16 protein-coding genes are annotated in these 16,593 nt (G+C 36.8%); 11 read left to right on the top strand and 5 right to left on the bottom strand.

Translation table 11 applies throughout. The features are described from left to right. Positions 1-389 precede the first annotated feature (389 nt). Positions 390-521 (bottom strand): hypothetical protein, encoded by a 132-nt coding sequence (locus JM83_RS19695; protein WP_261376869.1) that lies wholly within the window; start codon positions 519-521, stop codon positions 390-392. Between the two features lie 1,131 nt (positions 522-1,652). Here JM83_RS19695 and JM83_RS18625 point away from each other — a divergent pair. The 10 genes from JM83_RS18625 (at position 1,653) to JM83_RS18580 (ending at position 10,481) form a co-directional block, all read left to right on the top strand. Beyond that, complete coding sequence (locus JM83_RS18625; RefSeq protein WP_144963580.1) at positions 1,653-2,354, top strand: aspartate/glutamate racemase family protein; 702 nt, start codon at positions 1,653-1,655, stop codon at positions 2,352-2,354. Between the two features lie 103 nt (positions 2,355-2,457). Beyond that, positions 2,458-3,069 (top strand): TetR/AcrR family transcriptional regulator, encoded by a 612-nt coding sequence (locus JM83_RS18620; RefSeq protein ID WP_144963579.1) that lies wholly within the window; start codon positions 2,458-2,460, stop codon positions 3,067-3,069. A 37-nt stretch (positions 3,070-3,106) separates the two neighbouring features. After that, positions 3,107-4,357: a TolC family protein gene (locus JM83_RS18615; RefSeq protein ID WP_144963578.1), complete on the top strand. Its 1,251-nt coding sequence runs from the start codon at positions 3,107-3,109 to the stop codon at positions 4,355-4,357. An 8-nt stretch (positions 4,358-4,365) separates the two neighbouring features. Beyond that, positions 4,366-5,259 carry an HlyD family secretion protein gene (locus JM83_RS18610; protein WP_144963577.1) on the top strand — a complete coding sequence of 298 codons (894 nt, stop codon included), beginning with the start codon at positions 4,366-4,368 and terminating at the stop codon, positions 5,257-5,259. A 45-nt stretch (positions 5,260-5,304) separates the two neighbouring features. After that, positions 5,305-5,805, top strand: a complete 501-nt coding sequence (locus JM83_RS18605) for a hypothetical protein (RefSeq protein ID WP_144963576.1) — start codon at positions 5,305-5,307, stop codon at positions 5,803-5,805. 22 nt (positions 5,806-5,827) lie between these two features. Continuing rightward, complete coding sequence (locus tag JM83_RS18600; RefSeq protein ID WP_144963575.1) at positions 5,828-6,304, top strand: Dps family protein; 477 nt, start codon at positions 5,828-5,830, stop codon at positions 6,302-6,304. A 254-nt stretch (positions 6,305-6,558) separates the two neighbouring features. Further along, a complete protein-coding gene (locus JM83_RS18595) occupies positions 6,559-7,461 on the top strand; it encodes an ABC transporter ATP-binding protein (protein ID WP_144963574.1) in 903 nt (300 codons plus the stop codon). After that, positions 7,461-8,195: an ABC transporter ATP-binding protein gene (locus JM83_RS18590; protein ID WP_144963573.1), complete on the top strand. Its 735-nt coding sequence runs from the start codon at positions 7,461-7,463 to the stop codon at positions 8,193-8,195. Before JM83_RS18595 ends, JM83_RS18590 begins: the two co-directional genes overlap by 1 nt. A gap of 58 nt (positions 8,196-8,253) precedes the next feature. Beyond that, a complete protein-coding gene (locus JM83_RS18585) occupies positions 8,254-9,360 on the top strand; it encodes an ABC transporter permease (protein WP_144963572.1) in 1,107 nt (368 codons plus the stop codon). Then, positions 9,360-10,481 carry an ABC transporter permease gene (locus JM83_RS18580; protein ID WP_144963571.1) on the top strand — a complete coding sequence of 374 codons (1,122 nt, stop codon included), beginning with the start codon at positions 9,360-9,362 and terminating at the stop codon, positions 10,479-10,481. The genes JM83_RS18585 and JM83_RS18580 overlap by 1 nt, the downstream gene beginning before the upstream one ends. 243 nt (positions 10,482-10,724) lie before the next feature. Here JM83_RS18580 and JM83_RS18575 read toward each other — a convergent pair whose 3' ends face one another. The 3 genes from JM83_RS18575 to JM83_RS18565 all read right to left on the bottom strand — a co-directional run bounded on the left by JM83_RS18575 (position 10,725) and on the right by JM83_RS18565 (position 13,254). Continuing rightward, complete coding sequence (locus tag JM83_RS18575) at positions 10,725-11,756, bottom strand: IS5 family transposase (RefSeq protein WP_144963570.1); 1,032 nt, start codon at positions 11,754-11,756, stop codon at positions 10,725-10,727. 150 nt (positions 11,757-11,906) lie between these two features. Continuing rightward, the gene (locus JM83_RS18570) at positions 11,907-12,284 is read right to left on the bottom strand and encodes a response regulator (RefSeq protein WP_144963569.1); all 378 of its coding nucleotides are present in this window, start codon (positions 12,282-12,284) and stop codon (positions 11,907-11,909) included. A gap of 10 nt (positions 12,285-12,294) precedes the next feature. Further along, a complete protein-coding gene (locus JM83_RS18565) occupies positions 12,295-13,254 on the bottom strand; it encodes a sensor histidine kinase (protein WP_144963568.1) in 960 nt (319 codons plus the stop codon). A 153-nt stretch (positions 13,255-13,407) separates the two neighbouring features. Between JM83_RS18565 and JM83_RS18560 the strand changes: the two genes are divergently transcribed. Beyond that, positions 13,408-14,475 carry an IS5 family transposase gene (locus JM83_RS18560; RefSeq protein ID WP_144958309.1) on the top strand — a complete coding sequence of 356 codons (1,068 nt, stop codon included), beginning with the start codon at positions 13,408-13,410 and terminating at the stop codon, positions 14,473-14,475. Positions 14,476-14,563: 88 nt separating this feature from the next. Here JM83_RS18560 and JM83_RS18555 read toward each other — a convergent pair whose 3' ends face one another. Beyond that, positions 14,564-16,576: a PAS domain-containing protein gene (locus tag JM83_RS18555; protein WP_144963567.1), complete on the bottom strand. Its 2,013-nt coding sequence runs from the start codon at positions 16,574-16,576 to the stop codon at positions 14,564-14,566. Between the last annotated feature and the right edge of the window lie 17 nt (positions 16,577-16,593).

Here is a 16,593-nt window from a genome sequence, read left to right as displayed (position 1 = left end):
TTTTTAACAATCATATCGTCTATTTGAAATTTACCTTTACAAAAGCCACTATTGAAGTCAATGCGGCACGTCTTGAAAATCCGCCAATAATAGATAGCATCGTTTACGATTTGACAATTTATGGCAACTATAAAAAACTCAACACAGACTTACTTAAAAAGAACATTGAAAAGTTTGGTACTATCTACAATATCATAAAGTTGTCCTGTACCATTTCAGGAACAATTAACACGATTAACAATGTTTGATTGGGTAAAAAATAATGCAGATAGGTTAATCCATAATGCCTTAAATTGTATCAAAGGCAACATATATTAGAAATTCTAAAATTTTTGATCTAAGACTCGCACTTTTTGGTTCTTTTCATCCCAGTGGACTATGTGCCTTAACTATAGGGCCAGCTCTTTTTCCTCAATGGTTATGACCTCGTCCTTGAGTACAGTCTCCAGTGCCGCATCTTCCATGTAAAATTCTGCCACGCTCTTGTAAAGCGCATTTTTCTTTTGTGGTGAAATGTTCATAGGTCTTGCATGTCTTTTAGTACCGATCAATATCAAAAGAATCGACTGTCCGATCAACAATCTGCCGTGGGATCAAGTTAACAATTGTTAGATTATTGGATGTCCGCTAAAGTGGGTTGTTCATAGTATTTTAGTTTGTGGTAAAACCAAATTACTATAAAGCGGGAAATCCATTAAGGAAATCCCGTTTTTAAAAAGTTTAATCGGACACTAATGATATACTATAAGACCTCCTTTTGACTTTAACAAAATAAAAAGGCTTGCGGATATTTGTATTGCGCAACATCAACTATCAAAAACACCAGCCCTATGTACTTGGTACTGAGCAAGGGTCTAATAGAAATGGAAATGAAACGATTAAATGAAGCAATTCCATGTTGTAGATAACAAATATGGGAGAAAAGGAATTGGAATACCAAGAAGGTAACGGACAACACCATGGTACATTATTATAAATAGATTGACTATTTTGGTTTTTCTTTTTTTTTTAATTTGCGTCGAATGCTCTTGAAAACCCTATAAACAGGCTGATTTTTGCGCCGAACTTTGCTAAACAGTGAATTTTGGATGCAATTTCAGGGTAATCCCATTATGTTCCCTTGCATTTGATTTCAGGGAAAAAGCTTCCTCCAAGATCCTGCACACGGAACAAAAAGATTTAATCTTTTATTGTTTGAGGGATAAGCCTTTTTGACTCAAATCGTTTTGTTTCCTAGTACCAACCCTAGTTCATTTGTTAAGGACCACTATCCAAAAATCCAATAAAACCAAAAATGGCAAGGCTCCCCTTTATATCAGAATTACCTTATATAGGATGAGCGCAAAAGTAGTCTTAAAGGTAGCAGCGCAGAAAGCATCCAGGAATCCTTTCGCCAGCCAAAAAGTGAGGACAAACATTTGATTTCCCCTTTTTTCTTTTTTTGTTTGATCCATACGTGGTGTGTTCTTATGCTTCCAGAAGAACCAACTCCTCACGATTAGGGATTTTTTCAAGATCCGATCATTTTTATTTTGAAGTAAAATCAGACTAGATGGCTGTCCAATTTTATGACGTGGGTCATAAACCAAAGCAATTCGTCTTTGTAAATTTATTATGTAATAGAATCTTAAAACATTTAATATGGATGCGATATGAAAAAAATAGGACTAATAGGTGGTACTTCCTGGCATTCTACAATTGTATACTATAGGATGATCAATGAACTGGTAGGTGAGAAAAGAGGCACTTGGGGCAACCCACCTTTACTTATTTATAGTTTGAATATCGAACTTATGCGCGAACAGAACAAGGAGAAAATAAATACAGCCTACCTCGATATTGCTAAAAAATTGGAAAGTATCGGAGCAGAGGCGCTCGTAATTTGTGCAAATACCCCTCATATGGTTTTCGATTACGTGCAACCCAAAATAGGAATTCCTATTTTACATATCGCAGATGCGGTTGGGGTAAAAGCTACAAATAATAAAATAAAGAAGTTGGGATTATTGGGGAACCGCCCTACCATGACTCGTGGTTTTATGCAAGAATATTTAAATACTAATTTTGGTATTGAGACAATAATTCCAGATCCCGAGTATATAGATAAATGCCATTTTTATATTTCCCATGAACTCACCCAAGGTAAATTTACCGATGAATCAAAAAGTTTTTTTAAAGAGCAGATGGAATTGCTCAAAACAAAAGGGGCGGAGGGGATCATTTTGGGATGTACAGAACTTCCTTTGCTTCTTGACCAAAATGATTTTGAATTGCCGTTGTTTTCTACCACTCAGTTGCACGCAGAGATGGCTGTACAATTTATTCTTGAAGATAATCCATCATCAGCAGGGTAGCACTAGCAATTAAGACCATTTCACTATTTCTAAAATTTTAATGAGGGTATTAAAAATATTTAATTATCTTTGTTAACCAAATGGTTAAACCAAATAGTTTGTTATGCTAAAAAGCAAAGATGAAAATACTGAAAATCAGATCCTGAATGCAGCTGAGAACGTTTTCCAACGTAAGGGAATGGATGGTGCACGGATGCAAGAAATAGCCAATGAAGCGGGGATAAATAAGGCGATGTTGCACTATTATTACAGGAGCAAACAATTGCTGTTCGAAGCTGTTTTTAAAAAAGCCTTCTCTTTGTTGGCTCCGCAATTGAACAAGGTGTTGAACGATGACTCTTCCATCGAAGTAAAAATCATAAGTTTTACGCACAACTATATTTCGTTTATTATCAAACATCCATACCTACCCAATTTCATTATTCAGGAATTGAACAGAAACCCGGATTTCATCCTAAAAATGAAGGACGGTAAAGGCTTTCCGAATATCAAAAAATTCAAGGCCCAGGTGACAGCTGAAGTTGAAAGTGGGATATTAAAACCCATTAAAGGGGAGCAACTGTTTGTTAACATTCTGGCATTGAATATTTTCCCCTTTGTGGCCACTCCCTTGATCCAAGCCTTTGTGAATATCGACGATAAGTCCTTCAAACGATTAATGGAAGAAAGGAAAATTGAAGTTGCAGATTTTATTATTAATGCAATAAAAAACTAAAATGAATTAAATCTGACCTTTTTAAAAATATCAACAGATGAAACATCTTATCTTATATATTGTTCTACTAATTCCCTTTGGTCTTTTTGCCCAGGACCAAATTACCCTGGAAGAATGTTATCTATTGGTGGACACCCATTATCCTTTAGCGCAACAAAATGTGCTAATGGAAAATCAAACTACGATAGATCTGGAAATTATCAAAACTGAAAGGCTGCCGCAATTGGGCCTTTCGGCACAAACCACGTATCAGTCAGATGTTATTGAAATCCCACTTGCAAATTCCACAATAGAACCCCTCAATAAAGATCAATACCGGGCAACAGCTTCGGTGAACCAATTAATTTATGCCGGGGGAACAATCAATGCCAAAACCAATTTGGCCAAAGCAGCTCTGGCAACCCGGCAAAAAAAGTTGGAAGTAGACCTATATCAATTAAAAAAACAGGTCAATCAGCTTTATTTTTCTATATTGTTGACCCAGGAAAAAAACCTTTTATTGCTTTCCAGAAAATCACAACTTCAAACCAAATTAAAAGAAGTGAAATCTGGGATTGAATATGGGGTGCTCTTACCTACTTCAGATAAAACAATTGAATCTGAACTGCTTTTAATTGAACAACAGTTGACCGAAGTGCAAAAAAATGAGCTAGTGCTCATAGAAACCTTGTCTTTTTTGGTTGGCAAAGATTTAAACCTGGAAACAGAATTCTCCCGGCCTATAATTACAACCGATTTTTCTTCTAATATGGAGCGTCCGGAAGTGGAATTTTTTAAATTGAAGAAACTGGAAATTGAAAGTTCAGAACAGTTGCTGTCCAAAGAAAACTCCCCAAAACTTTTGGGATTTGCAGATGCCGGCTATGGCAATCCCGGTCTTAACATATTGGACAATTCATTTCAGGCTTTTTATGTGGTTGGCTTAAAATTAAATTGGAACGTATTTGATTGGAATTCCAATAAGAAACAACGCAAGTCATTGCTTATCAATCAGGAAATTGTTGATAGTGAAACCCAATCATTTACGCTAAACACTAATATTGAACTTAATGAGCAGCAAAAGGAGATTAGTAAAATTTCTGAATTCATAGCAACCGATGAAGAAATAATCGAACTTAGAAAAGATATATTAAATGCAGCCGAATCCCAATTGCGGAATGGCGTAATAACCGCATCGGCTTACATAACAGAACTCACCAATTTATACGAATCTGAGAACAACCTTGTTACACATAACATTCAATTACAATTGGCAAAAGCAAATTATAACATTATAAAAGGACAATGATTTTTGATATGAAGAAGCAACTATACATATTTTTGGGCATGGGCTTACTTAGTGTAAGCCTAGTATCCTGTAATTCCAATGACGGGAGAGCCGATGGCTATGGTAATTTTGAAGCTACGGAAATCACGGTTTCCGCAGAAAATACCGGAAAATTAATTCAGTTCAATGTCAACGAAGGAAATCGTATTCAAAAAGGGGTTTTTGTAGGGTATATAGACACTATTCCCCTATCGCTTAAACGAGAACAACTTTTGGTCTCCAAAGAAGTAATAAGCTCTAAATCCAAAGGGGTGTTATCTGAAATTGAGGTGCTGAAAGCTAAATTGGAAACTGCAAACATCAATAAAATCCGAACAAAAAATCTTATTAGGGACAATGCGGGAACGCAAAAGCAATTGGATGATATTACAGGGGAGATGAATGTGATAAACCAGCAAATTAGAAGTGTTGAAATTCAAAATGCCCCCGTGGTAAATGAACTAAAAAGCATTGATGTACAACTCAAACAAATTGACGACCAAATCGAAAAAAGCAAGATCATTAACCCCATAAACGGGACGGTATTGGTAAAATATGCAGAAATAGATGAGATTACCAATTTTGGGAAACCGCTCTATAAAATCGCAGATTTATCTACCATGCAATTGCGCACCTACATAGGCGAGCCACAGTTGGCAAGTATCAAAATAGGGCAGGAAGTTACGGTGAAAATAGATGATGGCGATACAATGAAATCCTATAAGGGCAAAATTAGTTGGATTGCTTCTGAGGCAGAATTCACACCCAAAATCATTCAAACAAAAGAAGAACGCGTGGCCCTGGTGTATTCGGTAAAAATAGACGTAAAAAACGACGGTAGCCTAAAGATTGGAATGCCTGCCGAAATGTGGGTTTCTCAATAACCAGTAAAGTTAGTTAACCTAAAAAAAAACAGTAAAACTAAAATCATGAAGAAAGTAAACTTTATAACAATGATCTTTTCAGTCTTTTTATTGGGCTGCAAAGAAAACAAACAAGCAAATGATAGTACAAATGATGCTGAGAAAGCAACTTCTGTCCCTAAACAGGAGACAAAGAAATCACCTGTGCAATCCTCTGCAATGAATAATGCCTGGGTAGATGAAATTAAACTAGACTCAGGTTCAAAATGGCAAGCTAATATGGAAACTACCCAAGGTGTAGATAAGATGCTCGATCTAATTAAATCCAGCGACCTAAAAACTTTGGAGGATTACCATAGGCTCGCCACGAAATTAAATGAGGAGAAGAATTTCGTGGTGAAAGAATGTACCATGCAGGGAGCTTCACACGACAATCTTCATGTGTTCTTACTTCCGTTGGTGGAAAAAATTGAAGCCTTATCCAATACTTCTACATTAAGTCAAGCAACTATAATCACGTACAGGATCGAGGAAAATCTTGAAGGATATTACACCTATTTTCAATAAAAATTAATAAAAAACACATGTTATGAAAAATCTAAATAAAATTGGTCTGGATACAGGAAAATCAAAAGCACTGGCCGATAAATTGAACAAGCTATTAGCAAACTATTCAATTTTTTACCAGAATACAAGAGGGTTTCATTGGCATATCAAAGGGGATAAATTCTTTGAACTGCATTTAAAATTTGAAGAGCTTTACAGTGATTTACAATTAAAAATTGATGAAGTGGCAGAGCGAATATTAACCTTGGGACATTCGCCAGAACATACCTATTCAAAATATATTGAGTCATCCAAAATAGCTGAAAGCAAAAAAGTATCGGATGGGTTGGTAGCTGTTGAACATATATTGGATGGCTATCAAGTGATTCTGCTTTTGCAGCGCGAAATTTTAGAAATTGCTGCCGATGCCGATGATGAAGGTACTAACGCCCTCATGAGCGATTATATTCAATTACAAGAGAAACAAGTTTGGATGTATTCTTCATTTCTAAAAAAATAAACCACTATGGAATTGGAATCCATAGTTTTAAAACAAAAGAATGAAATTCTTTTTAAAGTTAGCTTGGCATTTCGACCCTTGGGAGAAATCTATTTTGAAACAGATTTCTCAGTCGTTTCACTTCTTCGAAATGACAAGATGCTCTTATAAAAGTTTATAGAAACTAAAGCAACTGCCATGTATCCCGATAACTATCGGGAGCAGGATTTTAACCTATAAAGAGATAATAAACCAGAAAAAACTAAAATAAAAGAGTGAGTATTTCCCTGCAACATATCAGCAAATCATACAAAAAGGTCGAAGCTTTGAAAGATATTTCTTTTGAAGTAAAAGAGAATGAGCTGTTTGGTTTAATTGGTCCCGATGGTGCGGGGAAAACCACTTTATTCAGAATTTTGACCACGTTATTGTTTGCTGATGAAGGCACTGCAAACGTAGCTGGTTTTGATGTGGTAAAAGACTATAAAGACATTAGACAAAGTGTGGGATATATGCCCGGAAGGTTCTCTTTGTACCAAGACCTGACCGTAGAGGAAAACCTGAATTTTTTTGCGACCATCTTTGGGACCACTATTGATAAAAATTATGAATTGATCAAGGATATTTATGTGCAGATTGAACCGTTTAAAACTCGCCGTGCTGGTAAACTTTCAGGCGGAATGAAGCAAAAGCTGGCCTTGAGCTGTGCCTTGATCCACAAACCAAAAGTGCTGTTTTTGGATGAGCCCACCACAGGGGTGGATCCTGTATCAAGAAAGGAATTCTGGGAAATGCTTAAGCGCCTGCAACAAAAGGGCATCACTATTTTGGTTTCCACACCGTATATGGATGAAGCGGCGCTTTGTGACAGGATAGCGCTAATACAGGATGGAAAGATCTTAAAAATCGATACCCCAGCAGCTATTGTAGAACATTATCCAAAAACCATTTACAACATAGGTGCCAATAATATGTATCAATTGATTTTAAGCTTAAAGGCCTATGAAAATAGTTATAGCGTATATCCCTTTGGAGAATTTGTGCATTATACAGATAAACGAACCGATTTTGATTTAAACGATTTGAAAAAGTACCTGGAAGCCCAAGATTTAAAAGGCGTAAGCATACAAAGTACACAACCTACCATAGAAGACACTTTTATGGACTTAGCAAAATAATGGAAAAAGAAAACGTCATAGAAGTAGAAAATTTGACCAAGATGTTTGGTGATTTTACCGCTGTAAATGCGATAACATTCGAGGTTAAAAAAGGAGAGATTTTTGGGTTTCTTGGAGCCAATGGTGCGGGAAAAACAACGGCAATGAAAATGCTTATCGGCATCTCAAAACCTACTTCCGGCACTGCAAAAGTAGCAGAATTTGATGTGTATGCCCAAACAGAGTCCATCAAAAGAAACATCGGGTATATGAGCCAAAAATTTGCCTTGTACGATGATTTGACGGTTAAAGAAAATATCACATTTTTTGGGGGAATATATGGGTTGTCCCGTTCAAAAATCAAAGAAAAAACCATAGCACTATTGGAAGAGCTAGGGCTACAGGAAGTAGCCAACCAATTGGTAGGTTCCTTGCCATTGGGGTGGAAACAAAAAATATCTTTTTCGGTATCGCTGCTTCATGAACCTCAAATCGTCTTTTTAGATGAACCCACAGGAGGTGTAGATCCCATTACCCGAAGACAATTTTGGGAAATGATCTATAAAGCGGCAAACCAGGGCACCACCGTTTTTGTGACCACGCATTATATGGATGAGGCCGAATATTGTGATAGGGTATCTATCATGGTGGAAGGAAAAATTGAAGCATTGGATACCCCCAATAAGCTGAAAGATCAATTTAAAGTGGACTCGATGAATGAAGTTTTTTTAAAATTGGCTAGAAACATAGAATGACATTATCCAATGAAACTTTTATTTGAAATCCAGGTGGTATTAAATTAATTACGATTGTATGAAACGTTTTATAGGCTTCATAAAAAAGGAATTCTACCATATCTTCAGGGATAAGCGATCGTTGTTCATCTTATTTGGTATGCCCATCGCCCAAATTTTGCTTTTCGGATTTGCCATTACCAATGAGATAAATAATGTGGAGATCGCAATTTTAGATCACTCCAAAGATGCTACTACAGGAGAGATCATCAATAAAATTTCATCTTCAAAATATTTCAGCATCAATCAATTTATAGAGCGGGAAGCAGATATTGAGGCTGCTTTTAAAAAAGGGGAAATTAAAGCCGTCTTAAACTTTGAGAAAGATTTCAGTAAAAACCTCATAAAAGAAAAACAGGCGACCATTCAGGTAATAACCGATGCCACCGATCCCAATACCGCTAATACCATAAGCAATTATATAAACTCCATCCTTCAAAATTATCGGCAAGGCCAAAATAAAGACATTAAAATAGCGTATCAAATCGTTCCGCAAACCCGAATGATATATAACCAGGAACTAAAGAGTGTATTTATGTTTGTGCCTGGGGTGATGACCATTATTTTAATGTTGGTATCGGCCATGATGACCTCAATTTCCATCACCAGGGAAAAAGAATTGGGCACTATGGAGATCTTGTTGGTATCGCCATTAAAACCTTTTCAAGTAATTATTGGAAAGGTGGTGCCCTATATTTTTCTATCGGTCATAAATGCGGCGGTTATTGTGATATTAAGCATTTTTATATTTAAAATGCCGGTACAGGGAAGCCTCTTTTTATTGGGCCTGGAAAGTGTGTTGTTTATTATTACCTCTTTAACCTTGGGGATTTTAATTTCGACCATTTCGGCTACCCAACAAACCGCTATGATGATCTCCCTAATGGGATTAATGCTCCCTGTGATCTTGTTATCGGGTTTTATTTTTCCCATTTCCAGCATGCCGGGAGCTTTGCAAATTATAAGTCATATTATCCCCGCCAAATGGTTTATCATCATTTTAAAAGGCATTATGCTAAAAGGGGTGGGCATATCCTTGATTTGGAAGGAAACCCTGATCTTATTAGTGATGACGCTCTTTTTTATTGGCTTAAGTATTAAGAAATATAAAATCAGGTTAGAATAATGAAGACCATAGGCTATATCATACAAAAAGAGTTCCGGCAGATCTTTAGGAATAAAGGCATGCTTCCCATCATTTTTATATTGCCAATATTGCAATTGGTTATTCTAGCGAATGCGGCAACCTACGAGGTGAAAAACATCAAATTTGCCTATATAGATAACGACCATAGTTCTTACTCCCGCGAATTAATAGAAAAATTCAATGCCTCTACCTATTTTAACGTTTTAACGGATTTTTCTTCGGAAGCTAAAGCCAGTTCGGCCATGTTAAAGGGGGAAGTGGATGTGCTATTGGTGGTCCCTGATTATTTTGAGCGCGATCTGCGAAAAGAAAAATATACAGATTTGGGAGTCACCAGTAATGCCATTGATGGTGCGGCGGCGGGGGTAGAAAACGTATATATCAATCAAATTGTGCAAAGTTTCAATAAAAAACTGAAGGTAGAATTAATGCAGCCTGAAGATGCCTTGAGAATACCCGTAAATATTACCAGTATTCCATCTTTTTGGTATAACGAGACCTTAAACTACAAAACGTTCATGGTACCTGGAATCTTGGTGCTATTGGTAACCATGATCACCTTGTTCCTTTCGGGGATGAATATTGTTAGGGAAAAGGAAATAGGGACCTTGGAACAAATCAATGTCACCCCCATTCAAAAGAGCCAGTTTATAATTGGGAAATTATTTCCTTTCTGGGTGATAGGCATGGGGTTGTTGACCATTGGCTTGATCCTGGCCAAACTTATTTTTGATGTTCCAATGCTTGGAAGCTTATTGCTGCTTTATGGATACACCTCTATTTATATACTGGTAATACTTGGGATGGGCCTTTTTATCTCAAATTTTACCGATACGCAACAACAAGCCATGTTCATTGCCTGGTTTTTTGTGGTGATTTTTATACTGATGAGCGGTCTGTTCACCCCCATTGAAAGTATGCCTGAATGGGCACAGGTCATTACAGAATTCAACCCTATAAAGTATTTTGTTGAAATCATGAGAATGGTAATGCTCAAAGGTTCTGGATTTACGGATATTTTGTCACTGGCCTTAAAGACCCTGGCCTATGCCATAGTAATGAACGGTTTGGCTTTGTGGAGCTACAAAAAGACAAATTGATGGATTGCCCTGCTGGTGCATATTGATCGTGGCGGCCTATTTGAATTCCAAACAATCAGGGCGGTGGTCTTCAGGATTGCAGTGAACATTAGCTTCGCTTTGGTTACATATTGAGACCGTTGCAAAATTCAATAAATTACTCCAATCCATTTTTTAGATGGATTTCCGATTGTTTTTTATCAACAACTATAGTTTTTACTTCGTTTTTTTGTCTTTAGAGTTCATTTCCTTACTGTTTTTCCCTTAGTTTTTACAATTGGACGCAATTATCCCTGGACTTCGATACAAATTATAGCACATGGCCTCCATCAGATTTTGAGTATGCATTTTTTCCATTCCCCGGTACCTTGCCAGCCCTCCGTTGAACCATCTTTTTATCCCGCCAAATGTCCGCTCTACCTTGAACCTTGTTCTACCGACCAGTTTATTGAACTTCTTCTCCCAATAGGTTAACGGTTTATTCTTTCTTGCCTTTTTTAGAATATGGTTTTTCAGGTTCTTTTTTTTCAGCAGCTCCGTGTTTTTCTTGGATTGATAGCCTAATGGAATATCTTTTGGCAAACCTACGTTTACTGTTTCCAGCACTTCTTCTAAATTGGCTATCTCGTTTTTACTTGCCGTGGTGGTCAATACTCCCAAGACCAGTCCTTCTTGGTCTGTAACGTGATGTTTTTTGAACCCAAAACGATATTTCCCTCCTTTCTTTAGCCAGGTACCATCTTTGTCCACACTTTCGGCATACTCTTTTTTTACTGCTACCTCTTGGTCCGGGCGATCTTCGGTCACCTTGTGATTGGTCTTTCCTTTTGGACGAAGTGGCGTGTCTATGACACTGGCATCCACTATGATCCCTTTTTTGACAATGATCTTGTGGGCCTCAAGCTGATCATTGATGGGACCGAAGAGCTTCTCAAAGGTCTTGGTTTTGGTCAGTGCGGTCCTAAACCTGCTCAAGGTACTATGGTCGGGTGCAACTTCATCTATGTGCATTCCACAAAAACAACTGAATGAGATACTATCGTTCAACCGGTCTTCTACTTCATAATCGCTCAATCCGTACCAACTTTGCAAAAGGCACATTTTAAACAACAACAGGCCGTTATAGGAAGGTTTGCCCACGGCACTTTTTCCTTTGGAATAATCGGCATCTATCAGTTTTTCGATTTTCTCCCAATCGATCACCGCATTTATTTGATTAAAAAATGTTGTTTTTATCTTTCTTGCTCGCAAATCGCAAACTGTGTCTGCCAATGTGGGTTGTTTCTGTAATTTCATACATTAAAAACAAGCCTTAACAAATTAAATATCAATTGATCAAATTATTTTTATACTCCGATTTTGAACAATTTATCCCTTGCAACGGTCTTGAAATATTACGACAAAAAACGGATATACATACGATTTTTGGCAAATGAAGACTACATACTAAAGATCTTCCAACATGCTTAACGATAAAGGTTTGGTAAGGAATTTTTTTACGAAAGGATATTGAAGTGAGCGTTTAATATCTTGTGGGTCATTAGAGGATGTAAGCATGATTATCTTGCATTGGGCATGAATGGCTTCTGGATATTTTTTAAATTCTTCAAGAAACCCAAACCCATTCATTTCTGGCATCTGGATGTCAAGAAAAATGATATCGGGAAATTCTTCAATATTGCTTTTTAACGGTTCTAAATACTCCAGGGCCCCCATAGCGGAAGTATGCATGTCTATTTTTTTTGCAATTTTACTTTTGGAGATATTGTGTTTGGCAATATAATTGTCAATTTTATTATCGTCAATTAATAAAACATGAATCATAAGTTAGGTTTTAAATAAGAACTGTAAGTTGATTGGGTAGGCTTACATTAAATGTTGTTCCTTTGCCCAGTTCCGATTGCACCGTAATGGTGCCTTTAAGCTTATCAAGGGTTTCCTTTACAATGTACAATCCAAGTCCAGAGCCTTCGGAAATCTTGGTGGCCCTGTAAAACATTTCAAATATTTTTTCCTTATCCTGTGTGCTCATACCAATACCATTATCTTTAATACGTATAAGGGCCTTGTCCTTACTACATTGGATATCTATGCTTACAACCTGATTTTCTTTTGAAAGGTCTTTATATTTAAGGGCATTGGAGATAAGGTTGGTCAAAACAACCTTGATCCTTCTTTTATCCGAAACAAACTTTATGTCTTGTTGTATGTCTACATTCAGTTTAATTTCATTGGTGCCATTCATATGCTCATGCTCTTTAATAAAGTTTTGCAGGGTTTCTTCAAAATTTATGTCTTCTTGTATAACCTCGGTACGGGAATTGCGTGAATATTGCAAGATATCTTCAATAAAATCATCGAGCTTTATAATACTTTTCTTCATCATGTCCATCTGTTCCATTTGAATGATATTATCTGGATCCATACCTTCTTTTACTATGTCAGACAAGCCGAGCAATGATTTTAATGGGGCGCGTAGATCGTGGGAAGCACTGTACACGAAACGATCCAATTCGTTGTTCGTTTTTTTGAGCTCTCGGTTGGTAATGGTCAACTCATTAGCCCGTTTTTCGATCTCCTCATTTTGGAAAGCAAGTTTTTTGTTTTGTTGTTTGAGCTTTTCCCGGGTTTCATTTCGTATGGTAATATCAACAATACTCGCATAGATCCTTGGATTTTTGTCCTCAGGTAATAAGGCAAGTTGTACTTCACACGGAATATTCTTTTTGTTGGCATCACAATGCATCCATTCAAAACTTACTGTTTCGCCCTTAATTGCTTTTTCAATATACATCTTGGCTTTTTCTTCTGATAAACTACCATCTGGTTGAAACTTTGGACTAATATCCTTAGGTCCCTTTTCATTAAAGGGGAGTTCTAAAAATTAAATACATGATTTTCAAGTATTTATCCGTATATTTATGACTTCAAAAACACAGATAAAAACATGGATAAACAGATATACAAATCCACAGGAAAGAAGTCATTATTCGACGAGCAATTTTCTGCTGAAAAATTATCAGAAATTGGTAATCCGTTAGATAAAATCAGTAAAGCTATTGATTTTGAAATGTTTAGAGCTTTATTGGAGAGCAAGCTTCTAAATTCTACCAAGAAAAATAATGCCGGAGCAAAACCCTTCGATGTAGTTTTGATGTTCAAAATCTTGATCTTACAACGCTATTATGGACTTGGAGATAAGCAGGTAGAGTACCAAATATTGGACAGGACAAGTTTTAAAAACTTTTTGGGCCTGGACACTGGCGACAAGATTCCAGACGAAAAAACCGTTTGGGCATTTAGAGAGATCCTTACAAAATCTGGTCTTATTGAAGATTTGTTCACACAATTCAAAAGTTTTTTAGAGACCAAGGAACTGATATTGAACAAGGGGCAAATGATAGATGCCAGTTTTACTATTGCGCCACGCCAGCGCAATACCCGTGAGGAAAATAAAAAGATCAAAGAAGGAGAAGGTGATGGTTTATGGAACGACAAACCCCACAAAAAATCACACAAAGATATTGATGCCCGTTGGACCAAGAAAAACAACGAGAATTTTTTTGGCTATAAAAACCACGCAAAAGTGGATGCCAAAAGCAAATTCATCAACACTTTTGTTGTAACGAGTGCCTCGGTCCACGACTCGCAAGCCACCGAAGACTTGTTAGAGGAAACAGATAAAGATCAAGAATTGTATGCAGACAGTGCTTATACCGGAGAAAAGCAAGAAGAAACAATTGCAAAATATAAAATGATAAATAAAGTTCACGAGAAAGGATATAAAAACAAACCATTAACAGAGGAGCAAAAGGAAAACAATACTGAGAGATCAAGAACACGAGCCAGGGTTGAACACGTTTTTGGGTTTATGGAGCAAAGTATGAATGGCCTAAAATTGAAATCAATCGGAATAGCAAGAGCTACTGGAATAATCGGACTGATCAATTTAACCTATAATTTATTCCGATATGAACAAGTAGTCAGATTAAACATTTTACCTATAAAAAACTAAAAATCAAAGAGATAATTGTTTTAAAAATGAATTTTTAGAGGTGTCAGGTCAAAAATATATTGAGATTTAGCTGACGAAAAAATTATTTCTACAAAACCAATGGGGATTGCTTTGTAAAAAAATCAAAAAAATGAATTTTTAGAACCCACCTAAACTCTTTAACTGATAACTTAAACAGTTTTGTACCATTTTTATTGACTTTTTCAAATTTTTGGGTCCTTAAATCAAGTATCAGAATACTTTCAGGTGCATTTTCAAAAAGATTGCGAAACCTATTTTCACTTAGTGTCAATTCTTGGGTCCTTGTTTTTATTTTTTGCTCTAATTCAATATTGAATTGTTTGATTTCCCCTTCCAATAGTTTGTTTACAGTAATATCTTCCCTAATCACTAAATGCTGGTAAGGCTTCCTCTGTTCATTCAGGAAGGGAACAATTGTAGTGTTTACCCAATAAATTGAACCGTCCTTTGCTTTATTCCTTAATTCACCTTTCCATACATTGCCTGTAGCAATGGTGGTCCATAAATCCCTTATAAATTCCTTGGTGTGAAATCCCGAGTTAATAATTTTGTGATCCTGCCCAATCAATTCTTCGCGGCTGTATTTTGAAATTTTGCAGAAGTTGTCATTGACAGATTTAATAATGCCTTTTTGATCTGTAATTGCGACTATGGCCGATTCGTCCAAAGCATATTTATAATCAGAAACTTCCTTTAAACTTAGTTGAAGGTTTTTTTCTTTTTGTTTGGCTTCCTCTTCAAATAATTTATTTTCAGTAATATCGTCTCTAATCACTAAATATTGATAAGGCTTCCTCTGTTCATTCAGGAAGGGAACGATTGTAGTATTTACCCAATAAATAGTGCCATCCTTTGCTTTATTTCTTAATTCCCCTTTCCATACATGTCCCTTCGCAATGGTGGTCCATAAATCCCTTATAAATTCCTTGGTATGAAATCCCGAGTTAATGATTTTGTGATCCTGCCCAATCAACTCCTCGCGGCTATATTTTGAAATTTTACAGAAGTTATCATTGACAGATTTAATAATGCCCTTTTGATCTGTAATGGCGACTATGGAAGATTCGTCCAGAGCATGTTTATAATCGGAAACTTCCTTTAAGCTTAGCTGAAGGTCGCGTTCCTTTTGTTTGCTTTCCGTAATATCCCAATTGGTGCCTATCATCATTATGGGGGTACCGGCTTTATCACGCTCTATAATTGCAAATCCTTGGATATAACGGATAGACATGTCCGGCAAGATAATCCTGAATTCGGAATTGACCTCCTTCTTACTTAGCAGGGCCTTACTCACTTCATTATTGAAACGCTCCTTATCATCTGGATGAAGCTTTTGTTGCCATGACTTGTATACACTACTAAACGCTTGTGCAGTAAGACCATAAATGTTATACATTTGATCATCCCATTTAATTTCTTTTTTAACAATATCGTAATGCCAGACACCCACCCCTCCTGCACGAGCGGCAAGTGACAGATTTCTATTGGCTTCAATAAGGTTTTCTTCGGCTTCTTTCAAATTGGAGATATCGATCCAATTGCCTATCATTTCAATTGGTCTTCCCTGCCCATCATATATAAGTTTTAGCTCATCGCTCATCCAGCGATACTCGCGGTTCTTGTATTTCCAGCGGTATTCGTGTCGGTGGGTGCCCTCGGCAAAAAGATTGGAGAGCCCACTCAAAACTCTCTCTTTATCGTCTGGATGAATGTTGCTTGCCCAAAAATTTGGATCCTGGATATAATCTTGAGGGGTATAACCCGTAAGTTCATTGACATTTGCGCTGATAAAAGTTGCGCCAAAAGGTGCTTCTGCTTCACAGGTGTATGTAATGGTAGTGGTGGATTTAAGTAAAAACCGCAATCGCTTTTCAGAATCAAGAAGTGATTGCACCTTCTGGTTTGTGATTTTAAGTTTGTCCGTAGTTTTTTGGAGCTTTTCCTGTGTTTTTTTGTGTAGGTTAACCTCTTTTTCCAATAATAGCCCCTTGTACTTCAAGTCTTTGTTCGCCAACAACAGATGCTCTGTTAGTTCCTTGTTTTTTTTGACCAGAAGTGCGTTACGTGTATTGTCTTCCATGTTGTTACTGCATAAGT

The sequence above is a fragment of the Gillisia sp. Hel_I_86 genome, from assembly GCF_007827275.1.
Lineage (GTDB): Bacteria > Bacteroidota > Bacteroidia > Flavobacteriales > Flavobacteriaceae > Gillisia.
The sequence above is the reverse complement of the archived record's forward strand: the minus strand, read 5'-3'. Positions and strand labels throughout refer to the sequence as shown.

Coding starts and splice junctions, on each gene's coding strand:
- JM83_RS19695 (WP_261376869.1), bottom strand. CDS start 521: ATGAACATTTCACCACAAAAGAAAAATGCGCTTTACAAGAGCGTGGCA.
- JM83_RS18625 (WP_144963580.1), top strand. CDS start 1,653: ATGAAAAAAATAGGACTAATAGGTGGTACTTCCTGGCATTCTACAATT.
- JM83_RS18620 (WP_144963579.1), top strand. CDS start 2,458: ATGCTAAAAAGCAAAGATGAAAATACTGAAAATCAGATCCTGAATGCA.
- JM83_RS18615 (WP_144963578.1), top strand. CDS start 3,107: ATGAAACATCTTATCTTATATATTGTTCTACTAATTCCCTTTGGTCTT.
- JM83_RS18610 (WP_144963577.1), top strand. CDS start 4,366: ATGAAGAAGCAACTATACATATTTTTGGGCATGGGCTTACTTAGTGTA.
- JM83_RS18605 (WP_144963576.1), top strand. CDS start 5,305: ATGAAGAAAGTAAACTTTATAACAATGATCTTTTCAGTCTTTTTATTG.
- JM83_RS18600 (WP_144963575.1), top strand. CDS start 5,828: ATGAAAAATCTAAATAAAATTGGTCTGGATACAGGAAAATCAAAAGCA.
- JM83_RS18590 (WP_144963573.1), top strand. CDS start 7,461: ATGGAAAAAGAAAACGTCATAGAAGTAGAAAATTTGACCAAGATGTTT.
- JM83_RS18585 (WP_144963572.1), top strand. CDS start 8,254: ATGAAACGTTTTATAGGCTTCATAAAAAAGGAATTCTACCATATCTTC.
- JM83_RS18580 (WP_144963571.1), top strand. CDS start 9,360: ATGAAGACCATAGGCTATATCATACAAAAAGAGTTCCGGCAGATCTTT.
- JM83_RS18575 (WP_144963570.1), bottom strand. CDS start 11,756: ATGAAATTACAGAAACAACCCACATTGGCAGACACAGTTTGCGATTTG.
- JM83_RS18570 (WP_144963569.1), bottom strand. CDS start 12,284: ATGATTCATGTTTTATTAATTGACGATAATAAAATTGACAATTATATT.
- JM83_RS18565 (WP_144963568.1), bottom strand. CDS start 13,254: ATGTATATTGAAAAAGCAATTAAGGGCGAAACAGTAAGTTTTGAATGG.
- JM83_RS18560 (WP_144958309.1), top strand. CDS start 13,408: ATGGATAAACAGATATACAAATCCACAGGAAAGAAGTCATTATTCGAC.
- JM83_RS18555 (WP_144963567.1), bottom strand. CDS start 16,576: ATGGAAGACAATACACGTAACGCACTTCTGGTCAAAAAAAACAAGGAA.